The organism is Streptomyces sp. NPDC057438 (assembly GCF_042802995.1).
In the GTDB taxonomy this organism is placed as follows: domain Bacteria; phylum Actinomycetota; class Actinomycetes; order Streptomycetales; family Streptomycetaceae; genus Streptomyces.
Genome location: NZ_JBHVDD010000066.1, coordinates 1 through 18,536 on the forward strand (window position 1 = coordinate 1; position 18,536 = coordinate 18,536).

An 18,536-nucleotide genomic window follows, 5' to 3' on the forward strand; every position below is an offset into this window, starting at 1 on the left:
AGGGCGATCTCCATGCCCAGGGCGCGGGCCTCGGCGACGAAGTGGTCGAAGTCCTCCAGGGTGCCCAGGTCGGGGTGGATGCTGTCGTGGCCGCCATCGGGGGAGCCGATGGCCCAGGGGACGCCGACGTCGTCGGGGGTGGGGGAGAGGGTGTTGTTGCGGCCCTTGCGGAAGGTGGTGCCGATGGGGTGGATGGGGGGCAGGTAGACGACGTCGAAGCCCATCGCGGCGATGGCCGGCAGGCGGCGGGCGGCCGTGCGGAACGTGCCGTGGGGCTGGGAGGGGGTGCCCTCGGACCGGGGGAAGAACTCGTACCAGGAGCCGAACAGGGCGCGTTCGCGCTCCACCAGCAGGGGCAACGGTTCGGAGGAGGTGACCAGCTCCCGCAGGGGGTGGCGGGCCAGGACCTCGTCCACCTCCGGCGCCAACGCCGCCGCCAGCCGGGAGGACACGGGCCTGGCGGTGTCCCGCAGCGCGTCCACGGTGGCGAGGAGGACGCCCCGTCCGCTCCCGCCCTCGGGGACGCCGTCGGCGGCGCGTTCGTGGAGACGCGCGCCCTCCTCCAGGACGAGTTCGGTGTCGATGCCGGCCGGGATCTTGATGCGCGCGTGATGGCGCCAGGTGGTGACCGGGTCGCCCCAGCCCTCCACGGCGTAGGACCAGACGCCCTCGCTCGGCACGGAGACGGTGGCGCCCCAGCGGTCCGTGCCGGGGGCCAGTTCGCGCATCGGGGCCCAGTCGGCCGGGCGGCCGTCCGGGTCCCTGAGCACCACATTGGCGGCGACCGCGTCGTGGCCCTCCCGGATGACGACGGCCGAGATCTCGAAGGCCTCGCCCACGACGGCCTTGGCCGGACGGCGGCCGTGATGGACGGTCGGCCGTACGTCCACGACCGGTATCCGGCCGATGGTGGGGGCGCCCGGAGTGCCGGGGGCCGGGGGTGGCGCCGCCGGCGCGGGCGGGTCCGTGTGCGCCGGGCGTGCGGGGCGTGCGGGGCGTGCGGCGGTGCTCTCTGGAGTGGCGCTGGTGGTACTGGTCGTCGGGGGTGGTGACGAGTGGTGCGTGGCGGGCATGACCGCTCCTGTCCGCGTCAACGTGGGTGGGCGGATAAGGGTGTGGGGAGGTGGGGCCAGCGGGACGTACCGGTGGAGCCTTCCCACACGGTGCGGGTGGGCATTCCGGCACTTTGTTAACTACTCACGCGTATGTCTACACACAAGACCGGCCTCGTCCGAAAGGGGGCGAGGCCGGTCACTGTAGTCGCTCTCGGTAAAGAGACCTTCACCTCCGGTGTTACGGACTCCTACGAACGGCCGACCTGGAGAAGCCTGTTCGGGGAGCCCGCCCTCCTCTCCTTCACCTTGCCCGAAACCGCTCGTTCAACCAGGGCCCCGCGTACGTCGGCCGGTGACGCCCTCGGGCGGTCGGCCAGATACAGGGCCGCCGCGCCCGCCGCGTGCGGGGCGGCCATGGACGTACCGGAGTGGGTGGCCGCCCTGGTGTCATCGCGGTGGGAGGCGGAGGTGACGGACACGCCCGGGGCGAACAGGTCCAGGCTCGGGCCCCAGTTCGAGAAGCCGGCGCGGACGTCCTTCCTGTCGGTGGCGCCGACGGTGATGGCCTGCTTGACGCGGGCGGGGGAGGAGCGGCTCGCCGCGAGCCCGTCGTTGCCCGCCGCGACGGTGTAGGTGACCCCCGATGCGATGGAGGTGCGTACGGCCGCGTCGAGCTGGGCGTTGGCGGGGCCGTCGAGGCTCATATTGGCCACGGCCGGCTTCTTCCCCGCGTGCCGGGTGACCCAGTCGACACCCGCGATGAGCTGGGACGTCGTCCCGCCGCCCGCGTCGTCGAGCACGCGTACGGAGACGATCCGGGCCTTCTTGGCGACACCGTGGGCGGTGCCGGCGACGATGCCCGCGACATGGGTGCCGTGGCCGTTGCCGTCCTGCGCGGTCCGGTCGTCGTCGACGAAGTCCCAGCCGTCGACCGCCCGGCCCCCGAAGTCCCGGTGTGTCACCCGTACGCCGGTGTCGATCACGTACACGGTGACGCCCCTGCCCGCCGAACGCGGTCCGCCGTAGCTCCTGTCGAGCGGCAGGTCAGGCTGGTCGAGACGGTCCAGACCCCACGCGGGCGGGCCGGGCCGTCGCCGTTCGTCGCCGGTCCGTTCGTCGGTGGTCCAGCCGTAGGTGACCTTCGTGTCCTGGACGACCGAGGCCACGCGGGAGTCCGCCGCGAGACGCCTGGCCTGGGTCTCCCCGGCCGTCACGGCGTATCCGTTCAGGGCGGCGCCGTACATGTGGCGTATTTCCGCCCCGTACCTCGCCACCACGTCCCTGCCGGCCGCCGACGGGGCCCGGATTCCCGGGCCGAGGGTCACGATGTAACTGCCGTTGACGGAACCCGGATCACCGGCTCCGTGGACGGGTCCCTCCGCGGCGGCCCGCGCGGGCAGGATGCCGGCCGCGAGCACCGCCGCCGTCATGACCGCCGTGAGCCCTCCCGCCCGGCGCACACGTCTCGCTCTCGCCTCGGCCGGGTGACGCACACGCCTCGCTCTCGCCTCAGCCGGGTGACGCATGGGTGGGAACCCCCTCCTCGGACCGGGTGACGCCACGGGGCAGCCTCTCGTGCGGGGTGAAGCGCCACAAGACCGCGCAGAGGGGGGTAATCGGCCATATCGTCCGGTGGCGCATGCGCGGGTGCTGCCGGTTGCTGCCGTGTCGCCGATCGTCTGCGGCGAATTCAGGACTGAACGCCCGGGAAGGGACTGGCCGCCGGGGCGGCCGGGGTACGGATGCGCCGTAATCGCATACCGGGGGACGCCCCGTGGTTACCGGGCCCCCGCGCCGCTACCGTCGGGGGTGACGAACGGCGCACAGCGGAGTGCGTCCCCCCGGCCCGTACGTCCTGGCGCGAAGGTGGAACCCTCTGTGAAGGCCATCCGCAGATTCACCGTCCGACCCGTCCTCCCTCAAGCCCTGCATCCGCTCAGCGAACTGGCGCGCAATCTGCGCTGGTCCTGGCACGCGGAGACCCGTGACCTCTTCCAGTCGGTCGACCCCGAGCGCTGGGCCTCGTCCGGCGGCGACCCCGTGCGCCTCCTCGGTTCCGTCCCCACCCGGCGCCTCGCCGAACTCGCCGATGACCGGCGTTTCCTGCGCCGGCTGACCGCCGCCGCCGACGACCTGCGGGACTACGTCGGCGGCGACCGCTGGTACCAGGCCCAGGCGCAGACCTCCGAGCTGCCGGCCGCCATCGCCTACTTCTCGCCCGAGTTCGGCATCACGGCCGCGCTGCCGCAGTACTCCGGCGGCCTCGGCATCCTCGCCGGCGACCATCTGAAGTCCGCCAGCGACCTCGGCGTCCCGCTGATCGGCGTCGGACTGCTCTACCGGCACGGCTACTTCCGGCAGTCCCTGTCCCGCGACGGCTGGCAGCAGGAGCACTACCCGGTGCTCGACCCGCACGAACTGCCCCTGGTACCGCTCCAGGAGGCCGACGGATCGGCCGCCCAGATCGGCCTGGCGCTGCCCGGCGGCCGCCGGCTGCACGCCAGGATCTGGCAGGCCCAGGTGGGCCGGGTGCCGCTGCTGCTGCTCGACTCCGACGTCGAGGACAACGACATCGGCGAACGCGGCGTGACCGACCGGCTGTACGGCGGCGGCAGCGAACACCGGCTCCTGCAGGAGATGCTGCTAGGTATAGGAGGTGTGCGGGCCGTACGCGCGTACTGCCGGCTCACCGGCCACGCCGGGCCCGAGGTCTTCCACACCAACGAGGGCCACGCCGGCTTCCTCGGCCTGGAACGCATCGCCGAACTCGGCAGTGAGGGGCTGGACTTCGATGCCGCTCTGGAGGCGGTCCGCTCCGGCACGGTCTTCACCACCCACACACCCGTGCCCGCCGGCATCGACCGCTTCGACCGCGAGCTGGTCGCCCGCCACTTCGGCCCCGACGCCGAACTCCCGCGCATCGACGTCGGCCGCATCCTGGGGCTCGGCATGGAGACCTACCCGGGCGGCGACCCGAACGTCTTCAACATGGCGGTGATGGGGCTCCGCCTCGCCCAGCGCGCCAACGGCGTCTCCCTTCTGCACGGACAGGTCAGCCGGCAGATGTTCTCCGGGCTGTGGCCGGGCTTCGACCCGGACGAGGTCCCCATCACCTCCGTGACCAACGGCGTGCACGCCCCGACCTGGGTGGCCCCGGAGGTCTTCCGGCTCGGCGCCCGGCAGATCGGCGCCGAACGGACCGAGGACGCCATGAGCGTCGGCGGCTCGGAACGCTGGGACGCCGTCGGTGACATCCCCGACCAGGACATCTGGGAGCTCCGCCGCGACCTGCGCGAACAGCTGGTCGTCGAGGTGCGCGAGCGGCTGCACGCCTCCTGGCGGCAGCGCGGCGCCGGCACCGCCGAACTCGGCTGGATCGACGGCGTCCTGGACCCGGACGTCCTGACCATCGGGTTCGCCCGCCGTGTCCCCTCCTACAAACGCCTGACCCTGATGCTGCGCGACCAGGACCGTCTGATGGACCTGCTGCTCCACCCGGAGCGGCCGGTACAGATCGTGATCGCGGGCAAGGCGCACCCGGCGGACGACGGCGGGAAACGCCTGATCCAGGAACTGGTGCGGTTCGCGGACGACCCGCGCGTCCGCCACCGGATCGTGTTCCTGCCCGACTACGGCATGGCGATGGCACAGAAGCTGTACCCCGGCTGCGACGTCTGGCTGAACAACCCGCTGCGCCCGCTGGAGGCGTGCGGTACGTCCGGCATGAAGGCCGCGCTGAACGGCTGTCTCAATCTGTCCGTCCTGGACGGCTGGTGGGACGAATGGTTCCGGCCGGACTTCGGCTGGGCGATCCCCACGGCGGACGGCACGGCGACGGACGAGCACCAGGACCGCCGGGACGACGTGGAGGCGGCGGCCCTGTACGAGCTGCTGGAGCAGCGGGTCGCCCCGCGCTTCTACGAGCGCGGGCAGGGCGGTCTGCCCGACCGCTGGATCGCGATGGTCCGCGAGACGCTGACCCACCTGGGGCCGAAGGTGCTGGCGGGCCGCATGGTCCGGGAGTACGTGGAGCGCCTGTACGCCCCGGCCGCCCGCGCCCACCGCTCGCTGGTCCCGGACGCGGCCCGTGAGCTGTCCGAGTGGAAGGCACGGGTGCGGGGGACCTGGCACCGGGTGAGCGTGGACCATGTGGAGACCTCGGCGGCGCCGGTGGGCACGGCCGCCGAGCTGGGCGCGACGCTGGTGCTGCGGGTGCGGGTGGGCCTCGGCGAGCTGGTCCCGGACGACGTCGAGGTCCAGGCGGTCTCCGGCCGCGTCGACTCCGACGACCGCATCACGGACGCGACGTACGTCCCGCTGAAGCCGGTGAACGGTCCCGACGAGGAGGGCCGCTGGGTCTACGAGGGCCCCCTGTCCCTCGACCGCACCGGCTCCTTCGGCTACACGGTCCGCATCCTCCCGTCCCACCGCCTGCTGGCCTCCACCGCCGAACTGGGCCTGGTGACGGTGCCTTCGGAGGAGCTGGGGGAGGGGGCGGGGGTGCTGCTGCGGTAGCGGTGGCGTTGGTGGCCGCGTCCCGTACGGGTACTGCCCGTGCGGGACACCGCGTCAGCCCTTCGGGTCCTCCACCAGCCTCCGCAGCACCACCCCGCACCGCCGCGCGTACGCGTGCTGCAGTCCCCGCGTCGCCGCCCCGCCCGCCCGGGCGTACCACTTGGCGCCGCGGCTGAAGGCCGAGACCGTCAGCCAGACGGTGCCGTCCCCCGTGCGGTCGACGATGAACGCCTCCTCGCCGGTTTCCGGGTGGCCCGGCAGCGTGCCGTAGGCCCAGCCCCTGCGGCGAGGCTCGTCCACTGTGTAGACGACGCGGCAGGGGGCCTTGATGACGCCTCCGAGGGTGACCGTCACGTCGACGCCGGGGGCCGCCTCGGGGGCGGAGGCGTGGATGCCGACGCCCAGCGCGCGGTGCATCTCCCAGGTGAGGACGGCGTGCGCGGCCCGCTCGAACACGTCCGTGCCCTCGCCTATGCGGGAGCGGACGTGGAGGCGGTTGAAGTCGGGCGGGCAGTGACCCTCGCGGGTCGCGCCGACCGCTTCGTAGGTGAAGGGGCCCTCGGGGAGCGGGCCGTGTGATGCGGGCATGGCGCAAAGCCTAGGGCGGCACCCGGCGTCGCCTTCTCGCCGGGTACCGCCCCGTCACCTATTCCTGCACCACCACGTCAGGTCAGGCGTTGACGTTGACCGCCGCCCACGCCGCGTTCACCGCCGCGTACTCCGCGCTGGAGGCGCCGTACAGGGAGGAGGCCGCGTTCAGGGTCGCCGTGCGGGCGCCCTTGTAGTTGGTCGTCGAGGTCATGTACGTGCTCAGCGCCTTGTACCAGATCTGGACGGCCTTGGTGCGGCCGATGCCGGTGATCGTGGCACCGTTGGAGGTGGGCGAGTTGTACGAGACGCCGTTGATGGTCTTGGCGCCGCTGCCCTCGCTCAGCAGGTAGAAGAAGTGGTTCGCCGGGCCCGACGAGTAGTGGACGTCCAGGCTGCCGAGGGACGAGGACCAGTAGTTGGCCGAGGAGCCGTCCTTGCTGGGCTGGTCCATGTAGCGCAGCGGGGTGCCGTTGCCGCGGATGTCGACCTTCTCGCCGATGAGGTAGTCGCCCGGGTCCTTGGAGTTGGCGGCGTAGAACTCGACCGCCGTGCCGAGGATGTCGGAGGTCGCCTCGTTCAGACCGCCGGACTCGCCGGAGTAGTTGAGGCCGGCCGTGTTCGAGGTCAGGCCGTGGGTCATCTCGTGGCCGGCCACGTCCAGGGAGGTGAGCGGCTTGACGTTGCCCGCGCCGTCGCCGTACGTCATGCAGAAGCAGCTGTCGGACCAGAAGGCGTTGACGTAGGCGTTGCCGTAGTGGACGCGGGAGTACGCGGCGACGCCGTTGTTCTTGATGCCGTTGCGGCCGAGGACGTTCTTGTAGAAGTCCCAGGTGACCTGGGCGCCGTAGTGGGCGTCCACCGCGGCGTTCTGGTCCGTCGAGGAGCTCGTCGCGGTGCCGGTACCCCAGACGTCGTCCGCGTCGGTGAAGAGGGTGCCCGCCGAGGAGGACGTGGCGCGGGCCTTGTTGTACGTCTTGTGGGCGCCGCGCGAGGCGTCGTTCAGCTGGTACGTCGAGCCGGACAGCGAGGTGCCGATGGTGACCTTGCCGTTGTACTGGCTGTTGCCGCTGCCGGTCTGGATGGCCTCCCACTCGTACAGCTTCTTGCCGGTCTCCGCGTCGGTGATCACGTGGAGCTGCTGCGGGGTGCCGTCGTGCTGGAAGCCGCCGACCACCGTCTCGTAGGCGAGCGCGGGCTTGCCGCTCGCCGCCCAGACGACCTTGCGCGGGGCCGTGTCGGCCTCGGTCTTGGTGGAGCCCTCGGCCTTGGCGGCCTTCAGCGCCTGCTTCTCGGCGGTGGCCTTGGTGACGTCCGCGGTGAGGTCGGCGACCTTGACGGTGGCCTTGGTCGCTCTGGTGACGCTCTTGACGGCGCCGGCCTTGGACTCGTGGACGACGAGGTCGCCGCCGAGGACAGGGAGGCCGCCGAAGGTGCGCTCGTAGCGGGTGTGGACCGTGCCGTCGGCGTCCTTGAGGACGTCACGGACGACCAGTTCCTCCTTGGCGCCGAGACCTATCTCGTCGGCGGTCTCGGCCGTGGCCGCGTCCGCCTTCTTGATCAGGGCGGTGCGCGCGGCGGGGGTCAGCGCGACCGGGGCGCCGGCGGGCCGGGCCTTTTCCGCGACGGGCGTGGGCTGCGCGGTGGCGCCCGTGGTCAGCCCGGTGGTCAGCAGCGTACCTGCGGCGACAGCGGTCGCGATGGCCAGCGTGGTGCGACGGCGACGCGCGTAGAACGGAGTCACTCATGCTCCTTGGTGGGGGAGACCGGACGGCATGGGGCTGTCGTCCGGCGGATCTGAAGTTACGAGTGCGGCGGGTGGGTGAAGCGTGCCACCACGGCGCGTACATGTCAGGAGGGCAAGGTGATGTTGGCCGGAAATCAACAGTCCGGAAATGTTGCGGCCATGTAAAACCGCTCCGACCACGGCAAAGGAGCGACCAAGGTGCGGCAAAGCGGCCCCCGGGGAACGGCAAAGAAGGCGCCGCCCCGGGGAGTTGGATCCCCCGGGGCGGCGCCCTGTCACGTCACGCTCGTGGCGGGCCCCCGTGGACGTGGAGCCCGGCCATGTCCTACGGGAACGTCAGCTTCCAGCTGTTGATGTAGCCGGTGTCCCGGGCCGCGTTGTCCTGGACCCGCAACTGCCACACGCCGTTGGCGACTTCGGACGACGCGTTCACGGTGTAGGTGGTGTTGATGTTGTCCGCGCTGCCGCCGGTGCCGTACGCCTTCAGCGTGTAGGCCGTGCCGTCGGGGGCGACCAGCTGGACCTGGAGGTCGCCGATGTAGGTGTGGACGATGTCCACGGCGACCGCGAGGTTCGAGGGCGCGTTGCCGGTCCGGCCGGAGACGGTGACGGGCGAGGTGACCGCCGCGCCGTTGTCCGGAATCGATACGTCGGTCGTGCTCTCGAACGACGTACCGCCGCCCCCGCCGCCGCCGGGACGTGAGCCCACGTTGATGCCGGCCCACGCGTTCTGCACCGCCGTGTACTCGGCGGACGTGGTGCCGTACAGCTCACCGGCGACCGCGAGCGTGCCGGTGCGGGCCGCCGCGTAGTTGGTCGTCGACGTGAACTTCGTGGTCAGCGCCTTGAACCAGATCTGCTCCGCCTTGGCGCGGCCGATGCCCGTCACCGGGAGACCGTCCGAGGTGGGCGAGTCGTAGTTCACGCCGTTGATGGTCTTGGCGCCGCTGCCCTCGGAGAGGAGGTAGAAGAAGTGGTTCGCGGGGCCCGACGAGTAGTGCACGTCGATGTTGCCGATGCCCGAGTACCAGGAGTCCTTGGACGAGCCGTCCTTGCTCGGCTTGTCCATGTAGCGCAACGGCGTCCCGTTGCCGTTGATGTTGATCTCCTCGCCGATGAGGTAGTCACCGACGTCGGAGGAGTTCGCCGCGTAGAACTCGACCGTGGAGCCGAAGATGTCCGAGGTGGCCTCGTTCAGACCGCCGGACTCGCCGGAGTAGTTGAGGCCGGCCGTGTTGGACGTGAGGCCGTGGGTCATCTCGTGCGCGGCCACGTCGATCGACGTCAGCGGGTTGGCGTTGCCCGAGCCGTCGCCGTACGTCATGCAGAAGCAGGAGTCCTGCCAGAACGCGTTGACGTAGTTGTTGCCGTAGTGCACGCGCGAGTAGGCGCCGACGCCGTCACCGCGGATGCCGTTGCGGCCGTGCACGTTCTTGTAGTAGTCCCAGGTCAGTGCCGCGCCGTAGTGGGCGTCGGCGCCGGCCGACTCCAGGTTCGACGGCAGGCCGTTGCCCCAGACGTCGTCGGGGCCGGAGAACAGGGTCCCGGTGCCGGAGGTGCCGCGGTTGAGGTTGTACGTCTTGTGACCGCCGCGCGCGCCGTCGGTCAGGTTGAACGTCGACCCCGACTGTGTGGTGCCGAGGGTGACCGAGCCGCTGTAGACCGTGTTGCCGGTGCCGGTCTCGACCGCTTCCCACTCGTACAGCTTCGCCCCGCTGGTGGCGTCGGTGATGACGTGGAGCTCCTGCGGGGTGCCGTCGTGCTGGAAGCCGCCGACGACCGTCTCGTAGGCGAGGACGGGCTTGCCGCTCGCGGCCCAGACGACCTTGCGGGGCGCGCGGTTGACCTCGGGGTTCTTGGCCTTCTCCGCCTTCGCGGCACCGAGCGCCTGCTTCTCGGCCCGGGCCTTGGTCACGGTGGGCGTCAGCGACGACACCGCGATCTTCGCCTTGGTGGCCTTGACGACGCCCTGGGTGGCGCCCGCCTTCGAGGTCTTGACCACGAGGTCGCCGCCGAGGACCGGGAGGCCGCCGTACGTGCGCTCGTACCGCGTGTGCAGGGTGCCGTCGCGGTCCTTGACCACGTCACGGACGACGAGCTTCTCCTTCGCGCCGAGGTCGAGCTTCCCGGCCGTCTCCGCCTTCGTGGCGTCGGCCTCGCGTATCAGCTCGGCCCGCTGGGAGGGGGAGAGCTTCATCGAGACCGCGCCCGGGTTGGCCTTGCCCGCCGCCGACGGTGCCTTCTCCGGGGCGGCGGTCGCGGCGCCCGACTGGACGGCCGCGGCCAGCAGGGCGGTGACGGCGACGAGCGCGCCGGCGGCCGCGCGCCGACGGGTGCTGTGGCCGAAAGTGTTACCGGTGTGGGAGGTGCGTCTGTGGGACTGGCGTCTCAACACTGACTCCTTCTGCATGGCCGCGACCGGCGCGGCCAGGGGAGACCGGGCGGCTGGTGGCCGCCCGGGCAGAACAAGGTGAGAACTGGTGAACGCTTAAACCACATGCGTGGGGGGTGCTTCCGCGGCACGGCCGGACCCGCTGTGAGGTTGCTGTGTCGCGGTTGTGGGCAGAGTGGCAGGAGACCGAGGGTCCTGTCAGGAGCGCGTCAAGAACTTGGCTGGAAATCGTCCGTTGCCCGGTTGGTCATGTTCGCTATACGGACTGTTCGCCGTGTGTCATGCGAGGCGCTCCAGCGCCTCGGCGGCCGTGCACTCTTTCAGGCGCTCGGCGAGGGGCGCGTGTGCGTCGCAGAACCAGACCGCGTTCTCCGGGTGTCCGACCCAGCCCCCCTCGTACGCGGGGGCCGCCCGGGTCGCGCGGAAGTACACCAGGGTGAACTTCCCGAACGGAGCGGTGCCGAGCGGGTCGGGGGGACAGACGGCACACATCGGCGGCATCACGGGACGAGAACTCCACGTCGTCGTAGGGGTGTTCGGCATGCTGCCGCGTGGCCCGCGGCCCCTCAGGTCTCCCCCTCCCCGTGCCACCGCTGCCACAGCGCCGCGTACGCGCCCTTCGCCGCCACCAGCTCCTCGTGGGTGCCGAGTTCGGTGAGCAGGCCGTTCTCCATGACGGCCACGCGGTCCGCGTCGTGGGCGGTGTGGAGGCGGTGGGCGATGGCGATGACCGTACGGCCGTGCAGGACGGCCGCGAGGGCACGTTCGGTGTGGCGGGCGGTGGTGGGATCCAGCAGGGCGGTGGCCTCGTCGAGGATGAGGGTGTGCGGGTCGGCGAGGACCACCCGGGCGAGCGCCAGCTGCTGGGCCTGGGGGCCGTCCGTGCGGCGGCCGCCCTCGCCGAGCCGGGTGCCGAGCCCGTCGGGAAGGTCGCGCACCCAGACGTCCGCGCCCACGGCCGACAGTGCCGCCCACAACTCCGCGTCCGTGGCCGCCGGTTCGGCGATCAGCAGGTTGTCGCGGACCGTGCCCAGGAAGACGTGGTGCTCCTGGGTGACCAGCACGACCTGCCGGCGCAGACGTTCGGGACCGAGGTCCACTACGGGAACCCCGCCCACCGTCACCGAGCCCTCGGTCGGCGCGTCGATACCGGCCAGGAGACGGCTCAGGGTCGTCTTGCCGGCACCGGACGGGCCGACGACCGCGAGCCGTTCCCCGGGGCGGACCGTCAGGTCGACGCCCCGCAGGACCTCGCCGCCCCGGTCGTACGCGTACCGCACGCCCGTGACGTCGATACGGTCGTCCGCCGGCTCCGGGGTCTCGGCCGACCCGGCGCGCGGGGCGCCGGCCAGCCCCTCCACCCGGGCGAACGAGGCCCCGCTGCTCTGCAGCAGCTCCACCCGCATCAGGATCTCGTCGAGCGGACCGGCCAGTTGCTGCAGATACAGGGCCGCCGACACCACCGCGCCCAGACTCACCGAACCGCGCGCCAGCAGCATCCCGCCGAGCAGGAGGACCAGCACCTGCGGCACGAAGTACGAGACCTCGACCCCGGGGAAGAACACCGTGCGCAGGAAGAGGGTGTGGAACCGGCGCCGCCGGGAGACCTCCAGCGCGTCCCGGCTCGCGGTGATCCGGCGGCGCTCCAGCCGCAGCGCCTCGACCGTACGGGCCCCCGACGCGGTCGCCGCGACGATCTCCGCGACCTCCGAACCGGCCGCGCCCTCCGCGAGATACCCGGTACGCGCCCGGCGCAGATACCAGCGCAGCACCACCGCGATACCGCTGAGACCGGACAGCGCGCACAGCCCGAGCAGCGGATCCAGCGCGAACACCGCGCCGATCAGGAACACCGCCTGCACCGAGCTGATCAGCAGTTCGGGCCCCACGTCCCGCAGCGTCCTGCCGACCGCGTCCACGTCCGCCGTGCCACGCGCCGTCAGATCACCGGTCCCCGCCCGCTCCACCACCGACGCCGGCAGTGCCAGCGTCCGGTCCACGAACTCCTCCCGCACCCGCGCCAGCGTCCGCTCCCCGAACCGGTGCCCCACGTACCGGGCCCAGCGCGCCAGCAGCAGCTGCGCCCCCGCGCACAGCAGGATCGCCGCAGCCAGCCGGTCCACCGCCGCGACCCCGCCCCCGCCGCGCACCTCGTCGATGATCCGGCCCAGGAGCCACGGGCCGGCCAGCCCCAGGGCGGCAGCAGCCGCGTTCAGCCCCAGCACGGCCAGGAACGCCCGCCCGTCCGCCCGCACCAGCCGTACGGTGGCCCGCCGCACGGCGGCCGCCGACGCGATGGGCAGCCGGCCCGGGGCAGGGGAGGTGGGGTCGACCGTCGTCGTCACCGTGCGACCTCCGCGTCCGTGCTCTGCGCGCCGTACGCGCTCTCCGTGCTCTGCGCGCCGTCCCCGCCCGCCGCCTCGCCCGCGTCCCGCGCCACCAGCGTCCGGTAACCCGGCTCGTCCGTGAGGAGTTCGCGGTGGGTGCCGCGGGCGGCGACCTTGCCGTCGACCAGGTGCAGGACGGTGTCCGCGTGGTCGAGGACGAGGGGCGAGGTGGTGGTGACCAGGGTCGTACGGCCCGCTCGGGCGGCCCGCAGCCGCTGCGCGACCCGCGCCTCGGTGTGGGCGTCGAGCGCCGACGTCGGCTCGACGGCGAGCAGGATCTCGGGATCGGCCACCAGCGCCCGCGCCAGCCGTACCCGTTGGCGCTGACCGCCGGAGAGGTTGCCGCCCCGCGCGTCGACGGCAGCGTCCAGACCGTCCGCCAGGCCCTGGACGATGTCCTCGGCCACGGCCGCGTGCAGCGCCCGCGCGGCCGTGGCGTCGTCGAGGTCGCCGTGCCCGCCGAGCAGGTCCCGCAGCCGGCCCGCGAACAGGTCGGCCTCGTGGTCCGCGACCAGGATCCGCGCGCGGACCTGTGCCAGCGGGATCGCGTCGAGCGGGGTCCCGCCCCACGTCACCGCCGTCGGCGCGTACCGGCCGAGCCGGTCCACCACCGCCGTCGCGTCGGCCGGGCGGTCGGCGGCCAGCGCGACCAGCCGCCCCGGCGGCACCCGTACCCCCGACACGGGGTCGTGCAGCGCCGAGGGCTCGGCGGGCGCGTCCGTGGTGCCGTGGTCCGGGAGCGGCTCCAGGGTCAGGAACCGGATGACGCGCCGCGCGGCCACCACCCCGCGGCTGACCTCGTACCCCCAGTCGACGAAGTACGACACCGGCCGCACCAGCACGGTGACGTACCCGTACACCGCCACCAGCTCACCGACCGTGATGGCCCCCTGGGCGGCGAGCCGGGCCGCGAGCCAGGTCACCACCGCGAGGAAGACCGTCGGCAGCCCCACCCCGACCGCCTGCATCCAGCTGGTCACCGCTCCCACCCGGTAGCCCTGCGCCCGCAGCCGCTGCGAGTCCCGGTGGAACGCGTCGGCGACCAGCCCCTTGCCACCGAGCCCGTTGAGCACCCGCAGGCCGCCCGCGAGGTCCGCGATCCGCGCCGTCAGCACGCCCTGCCGCTCCCGGTACTCCGACTCCGTGCCCTGCAGCCGCCGCATCAGCGGGCCCACGATCACGGCGATCAGCGGCATCCCCAGCAGCACCACCCCGGCGATGGGCAGGGACACCGACACCAGCAGCCCCGCGACCACCAGATACGCGGCGAGCGCGCCGGCCCCCGGCCCGATGACCGTCAGCGAGGAGGAGATCGTCTGGACGTCGCCCACACCGATCGTGACGACCTCCCCGGCGCCGACGCGACGGGGCAGCGCCGCGCCCAGCCGGACCGCGTGCGCCATCACGACCTTCACCGTGCGGAAGTTGGCGTCCATCCGGACCCGGGTCATGGTGCGGTGGCGCATGATGCTCAGCCAGGCGTTGAAGGCCCCCACACCGAAAAGCGTGGCGGTCCAGCCGGCCAGGGCCGGGTAGTCACCGGGTTGCAGTCCCTCGTCGATCGCACGGGAGAGCAGGTACGGGGTGGCCGCGAGCAGCACCATCCACACACAGGAGATCAGCGAGCCGAGTGCGGAACGGCCCGCCTGTCGCTTGACCAGCCACCACAGATACCTGGCGCCGCCCCGGCAGTCGGGCGTGCCGGGGTCCTCGTACGCGTTGATCATCGGCCCCCGATTCTGTGTGTACTGGCTGAGTGGGTGAGTGGGTGAGTGGGTGAGTGGGTGAGTGGGTGGCTGGCTGGGTGAGTTCGGGCGGCGCCGCTACGCCAGGCTGTCGCGCCAGGCCCTGTGCAGGTCCGCGAACCTGCCGGTCCCCGCGATCAGGTCCGCCGGCGTGCCGTCCTCCACGATCCGGCCGTGCTCCATCACCAGGACGCGGTCGGCGATCTCGACCGTGGACAGCCGGTGCGCGATCACCACGGCCGTACGCCCGCGCAGGACCGTGGACATCGCGCGCTGGACCGCCCGCTCGCCCGGGACGTCGAGGGAGCTGGTCGCCTCGTCCAGGATGAGGACGGCCGGGTCGGCCAGCAACGCCCGTGCGAACGCCACGAGTTGTCGCTGGCCCGCGGAGATACGGCCACCGCGCTTGCGTACGTCGGTGTCGTAGCCGTCGGGCAGGGCGGCGATGAAGTCATGGGCGCCGATGGCCTTCGCTGCCCGCTCGATCTCCTCGCGGCCGGCGTCGGGGCGGCCGATGGCGATGTTCTCGGCGACCGTGCCGGAGAACAGGAACGACTCCTGCGTCACCATGATCACCCCGCGCCGCAGCTCGGGCACCGGGAGGTCACGCAGGTCGACGCCGTCGAGGAGGACCCGTCCGGACGAGGGGTCGTAGAAGCGGGCCACCAGCTTGGCCAGGGTCGACTTGCCGGCGCCCGTGGACCCGACGACCGCCACCGTGCTGCCCGCCGCGAGCGTGAGGTCGAAGCGGGGCAGGATCTCGCCGCCGGTGCGGTACGCGAACCGCACGTCGTCGAACACGATCTCACGGCCCGGCATGTCCGAGGCCGCCGCCGGCAGCTCCTTCGGCCGGGCGGGCTCGGGCACCGACGGGGCCTGGGCCAGCAGTCCGGCGATCTTCTCCAGCGAGGCCGCCGCCGACTGGTACGAGTTGAGGAACATGCCGAGCCGGTCGATCGGGTCGTACAGCCGCCGCAGATACAGCACGGCCGCCGCCAGCACACCCAGGGCCAGCGTCTGCGAGGCCACCCGGTACGCGCCCCACAGCACGATCGCCGCGACCGTGATGTTGGCGACGACACGCGAGCAGACCACGTAGCGGGCCATCTCCAGGATCGCGTCGCCGTTCCTGCGCTCGTGGATCCCGTTCAGGGCGGCGAACTCCGTGTCGTTCGCGGCTTCGCGGCGGAACGCCCGCACCGGCCGGATGCCGTTCATCGTCTCCGCGAACTTCACGATCACCGCGGCGATCGCGGTGGACCGGGCCGTGTAGACGCCGGCCGCGCGCCGCCGGTAGGACCGCACGAACCCGTACAGCGGCACGAACGACGCCAGCGCGGCCGCGCCGAGCCCCAGGTCCAGCCAGAGCAGCATGGCCGAGATGTAGACGAAGGCGAGGATCACGCCGATGAGTTCCTGCAGACCCTCGTCGAGGAGTTCGCGCAGCGACTCGACGTCCGTGGTGGAGCGGGAGATGAGCCGGCCCGAGGTGTACCGCTCGTGGAAGTCGATGCTCAGGGCCTGCGCGTGGCGGAAGATCCGGCCGCGCAGATCCAGCAGCACGTCCTGGTTGACCCGCGCGGACGCCCCGATGAACGCGAACTGCAGTCCGCCGGCCGCCAGCGCGCACGCCAGATACCCGGCCGCCACCACGATCAGCGGCCCGTGCCGGCCGTCCCGGAGCGCGGGTACGGCACTGTCGATGGCGTACGCCACCAGCAGCGGGCCCGCCTGCACCGCCGCCTGCTGGAGCAGGAGCAGCACGCTCGCGACGACCACGCGGGTCCGCATCGGCGCGAGCAGGGAGCGCAGCAGCGCGAGGGTGGCACCCGGGGGAGTGGGCAGGTCGTCGTGGTCGAACGGGTCGTCGGCGGACGCCCCGCGCCCGGCGGCGGGTCGGCCGCCGGGCGGCTCCTTCGCGGACGCGGCCCCGTCCGGCCCGCCGTCCGCATGCGCCTTGCCGGTCCCCTCCGGTGTGCCGTTCGGTCCCTCCTCCGGTTCCTTGTCCGGCGCTGTGGTCAGGGGCGCCGTCATCGCTCGTCCTCCTCGGTCCCGGACATCAGATGGGCGTACTCGGCGTTCGTACGCAGCAGTTCCTGGTGGGTGCCCACGGCGGCGACCCGGCCGCCGGAGAGCAGGGCCACGCGGTCGGCGAGCAGCACCGTCGACGGGCGGTGCGCCACGATCAGCGCGGTCGTCTCCGCGAGCACGCGGCGCAGCGCGGCCTCCACCGCGGCCTCCGTGTGCACGTCGAGTGCCGAGAGCGGGTCGTCCAGCACGAGGAAGCGGGGGCGGCCGACCACCGCCCGCGCCAGCGCGAGGCGTTGCCGCTGGCCGCCCGAGAGGCTGAGGCCCTGCTCGCCCACCTGGGTGGCGGTGCCCCGGGGGAGCGCGTGCGCGAACTCGGCCTGGGCGATGGCCAGGGCGCGGTCCAGCTCGGGTTCGCCCGCGTCGGGGCGCGCGCCCATCAGGACGTTCTCACCGACGGTCGCCGAGAAGAGGGTGGGCTCCTCGAAGGCGACGGCGACCTTCGCGCGCAGTTCGTCGCGCGACATCCCGGTGATGTCCTCGCCGTCCAGGGTGATGCGGCCGGAGGTGACCTCGTGGAGGCGGGGCACGAGCGCGGTCAGGGTGGTCTTGCCGGAGCCGGTGGCGCCGACCAGGGCCATCGACTCGCCGGGGCGGATGTGGAGGTCGACGCGGTCGAGGGTGGGGGTGGAGCCGGGTGCGGCGTCGGGGTACCGGAAGGTGACGTGGTGGAACCGCAGCCCGCCGCCTCCGGACCCGGGCGCCCTGCCCGCGGTGGCCTGCGGGGCGGTTGGGGTGACAGCGATGTCGGCGGTGACAGCGATGTCGGCGGAGGCGGAGGCGGAGGAGGAAGCGGAGAAGGAGGTGGAGGCGGAGGAGGAAGCGGAGAAGGAGGCGGAGGCGGAAGCGGACACGGAGGCGGACACGGAGGCGGCGGCGCGCACGGCGTCGGCCGACGACTCCGGCTCCTCGTCCATCACCTCGAAATACCGTTCCGTCGCCGTCGCCGCCTCCTGGCTCATCGCCAACAGGAAGCCGATCGAGTCCACGGGCCAGCGCAGCGCGAGGGCCGTGGACAGGAACGCCACCAGCGTGCCCGCCGACAGGACACCGTCCGCGACCTGGACGACGCCGAGCACGAGGGCCGCCCCGATCGCCAGCTCGGGGAGCGTGATGATGACGCCCCAGATCACCGACAGCAGGCGGGCCTTGCGCAGCTCGGTGCCGCGCAGGGTCCGGGACAGCTCCCGGAAGGCCCGGGCCTGGCTGCGATGGCGCCCGAACCCCTTGATGATGCGGATCCCGAGGACGCTCTCCTCGACGACCGTGGTGAGGTCGCCCACCTGGTCCTGGGCGAGGCGCGCGACCTTGGCGTACTTCCGCTCGAAGATCACGCAGGTGACCATCACGGGAATCGCCGGACCCAGGATGACCAGCCCGAGCGTCCAGTCCTGGACCAGCATGATGATGACGCCGACCACGATGGTCACCGCGTTGACCAGCAGGAACGTCAGAGGGAAGGCGAGGAACATCCGCAGCAGCATCAGATCCGTCGTGCCGCGCGAGAGCAGCTGCCCGGAGGCCCAGCGGTCGTGGAAGGCGACCGGCAGCCGCTGCAGATGACGGTAGAGGTCCGCGCGCATCGACGCCTCGACCCCGGCCAGGGGCCGCGCCACCAGCCAGCGCCGCAACCCGAACAGCAGCGCCTCGGCGAGACCGAGCAGCAGCAGGTACAGCGCCCCGAGCCACACCCCCGCCGGGTCCCGGTCCGCGACCGGCCCGTCGACCATCCACTTCAGCACCAGCGGGATGAACAGGCCCACGCAGGAGGCGACTATCGCGACGAGCGCGGCCACGGACAGCCGCGCCCGCACGGGCCGCACGTACGGCCACAGCCGCAGCAGCGTACGGACGGCGGACCGGCCCTCGGGCTTCTCGGGCGCCTCCGCCCTGTCGCGCTCCTCGGGCTCGGGGGCGGTCTCCGGTGCGGTCTCGGGATCCAGGGTCCGGTCGGGTTCCTCGGGGGTTGCACGTGTCGTGGCCATCAGCAGCGAGCCTACGGATCGCCACTGACAACGC

At 72.4% G+C, this 18,536-nt stretch carries 11 protein-coding genes; 1 reads left to right on the forward strand and 10 read right to left on the reverse strand.

Annotation, left to right across the window (positions count from 1 at the left end; genetic code table 11):
• Both ACFU5F_RS29210 and ACFU5F_RS29215 read right to left on the reverse strand, forming a co-directional pair.
• A partial coding sequence (locus ACFU5F_RS29210; RefSeq protein ID WP_383893434.1) for a maltotransferase domain-containing protein occupies positions 1-1,073 on the reverse strand: 1,073 nt, incomplete at its 3' end.
• A gap of 230 nt (positions 1,074-1,303) precedes the next feature.
• Positions 1,304-2,485 (reverse strand): S8 family peptidase, encoded by a 1,182-nt coding sequence (locus ACFU5F_RS29215; protein WP_383893437.1) that lies wholly within the window; start codon positions 2,483-2,485, stop codon positions 1,304-1,306.
• 448 nt (positions 2,486-2,933) lie between these two features.
• Between ACFU5F_RS29215 and ACFU5F_RS29220 the strand changes: the two genes are divergently transcribed.
• Complete coding sequence (locus tag ACFU5F_RS29220) at positions 2,934-5,570, forward strand: glycosyltransferase family 1 protein (protein WP_383893440.1); 2,637 nt, start codon at positions 2,934-2,936, stop codon at positions 5,568-5,570.
• A 54-nt stretch (positions 5,571-5,624) separates the two neighbouring features.
• Here the strand turns inward: ACFU5F_RS29220 and ACFU5F_RS29225 are convergent, their stop codons facing one another.
• From ACFU5F_RS29225 to ACFU5F_RS29260, 8 genes are all read right to left on the reverse strand, one after another.
• Positions 5,625-6,158, reverse strand: a complete 534-nt coding sequence (locus ACFU5F_RS29225) for a DUF1990 family protein (protein ID WP_383893442.1) — start codon at positions 6,156-6,158, stop codon at positions 5,625-5,627.
• An 82-nt stretch (positions 6,159-6,240) separates the two neighbouring features.
• Positions 6,241-7,902, reverse strand: a complete 1,662-nt coding sequence (locus ACFU5F_RS29230; RefSeq protein WP_383893445.1) for a M4 family metallopeptidase — start codon at positions 7,900-7,902, stop codon at positions 6,241-6,243.
• Positions 7,903-8,230: 328 nt separating this feature from the next.
• A complete protein-coding gene (locus tag ACFU5F_RS29235) occupies positions 8,231-10,315 on the reverse strand; it encodes a M4 family metallopeptidase (protein WP_383893448.1) in 2,085 nt (694 codons plus the stop codon).
• A gap of 261 nt (positions 10,316-10,576) precedes the next feature.
• A complete protein-coding gene (locus tag ACFU5F_RS29240; protein ID WP_383893451.1) occupies positions 10,577-10,798 on the reverse strand; it encodes a hypothetical protein in 222 nt (73 codons plus the stop codon).
• Between the two features lie 65 nt (positions 10,799-10,863).
• Complete coding sequence (locus ACFU5F_RS29245) at positions 10,864-12,642, reverse strand: ABC transporter ATP-binding protein (protein ID WP_383893454.1); 1,779 nt, start codon at positions 12,640-12,642, stop codon at positions 10,864-10,866.
• A complete protein-coding gene (locus ACFU5F_RS29250; RefSeq protein WP_383893457.1) occupies positions 12,639-14,411 on the reverse strand; it encodes an ABC transporter ATP-binding protein in 1,773 nt (590 codons plus the stop codon). Before ACFU5F_RS29250 ends, ACFU5F_RS29245 begins: the two co-directional genes overlap by 4 nt.
• Positions 14,412-14,507: 96 nt before the next feature.
• Positions 14,508-16,463: an ABC transporter ATP-binding protein gene (locus ACFU5F_RS29255; protein ID WP_383893461.1), complete on the reverse strand. Its 1,956-nt coding sequence runs from the start codon at positions 16,461-16,463 to the stop codon at positions 14,508-14,510.
• Positions 16,460-18,502 (reverse strand): ABC transporter ATP-binding protein, encoded by a 2,043-nt coding sequence (locus ACFU5F_RS29260; protein ID WP_383893464.1) that lies wholly within the window; start codon positions 18,500-18,502, stop codon positions 16,460-16,462. Before ACFU5F_RS29260 ends, ACFU5F_RS29255 begins: the two co-directional genes overlap by 4 nt.
• Positions 18,503-18,536 lie beyond the last annotated feature (34 nt).

Bases quoted from the DNA above. Each gene is read 5' to 3' on its own strand.
- ACFU5F_RS29215 (WP_383893437.1), bottom strand. From the start codon at position 2,485: ATGACGGCGGCGGTGCTCGCGGCCGGCATCCTGCCCGCGCGGGCCGCC.
- ACFU5F_RS29225 (WP_383893442.1), bottom strand. From the start codon at position 6,158: ATGCCCGCATCACACGGCCCGCTCCCCGAGGGCCCCTTCACCTACGAA.
- ACFU5F_RS29235 (WP_383893448.1), bottom strand. From the start codon at position 10,315: ATGCAGAAGGAGTCAGTGTTGAGACGCCAGTCCCACAGACGCACCTCC.
- ACFU5F_RS29240 (WP_383893451.1), bottom strand. From the start codon at position 10,798: ATGCCGCCGATGTGTGCCGTCTGTCCCCCCGACCCGCTCGGCACCGCT.
- ACFU5F_RS29250 (WP_383893457.1), bottom strand. From the start codon at position 14,411: ATGATCAACGCGTACGAGGACCCCGGCACGCCCGACTGCCGGGGCGGC.
- ACFU5F_RS29255 (WP_383893461.1), bottom strand. From the start codon at position 16,463: ATGACGGCGCCCCTGACCACAGCGCCGGACAAGGAACCGGAGGAGGGA.
- ACFU5F_RS29260 (WP_383893464.1), bottom strand. From the start codon at position 18,502: ATGGCCACGACACGTGCAACCCCCGAGGAACCCGACCGGACCCTGGAT.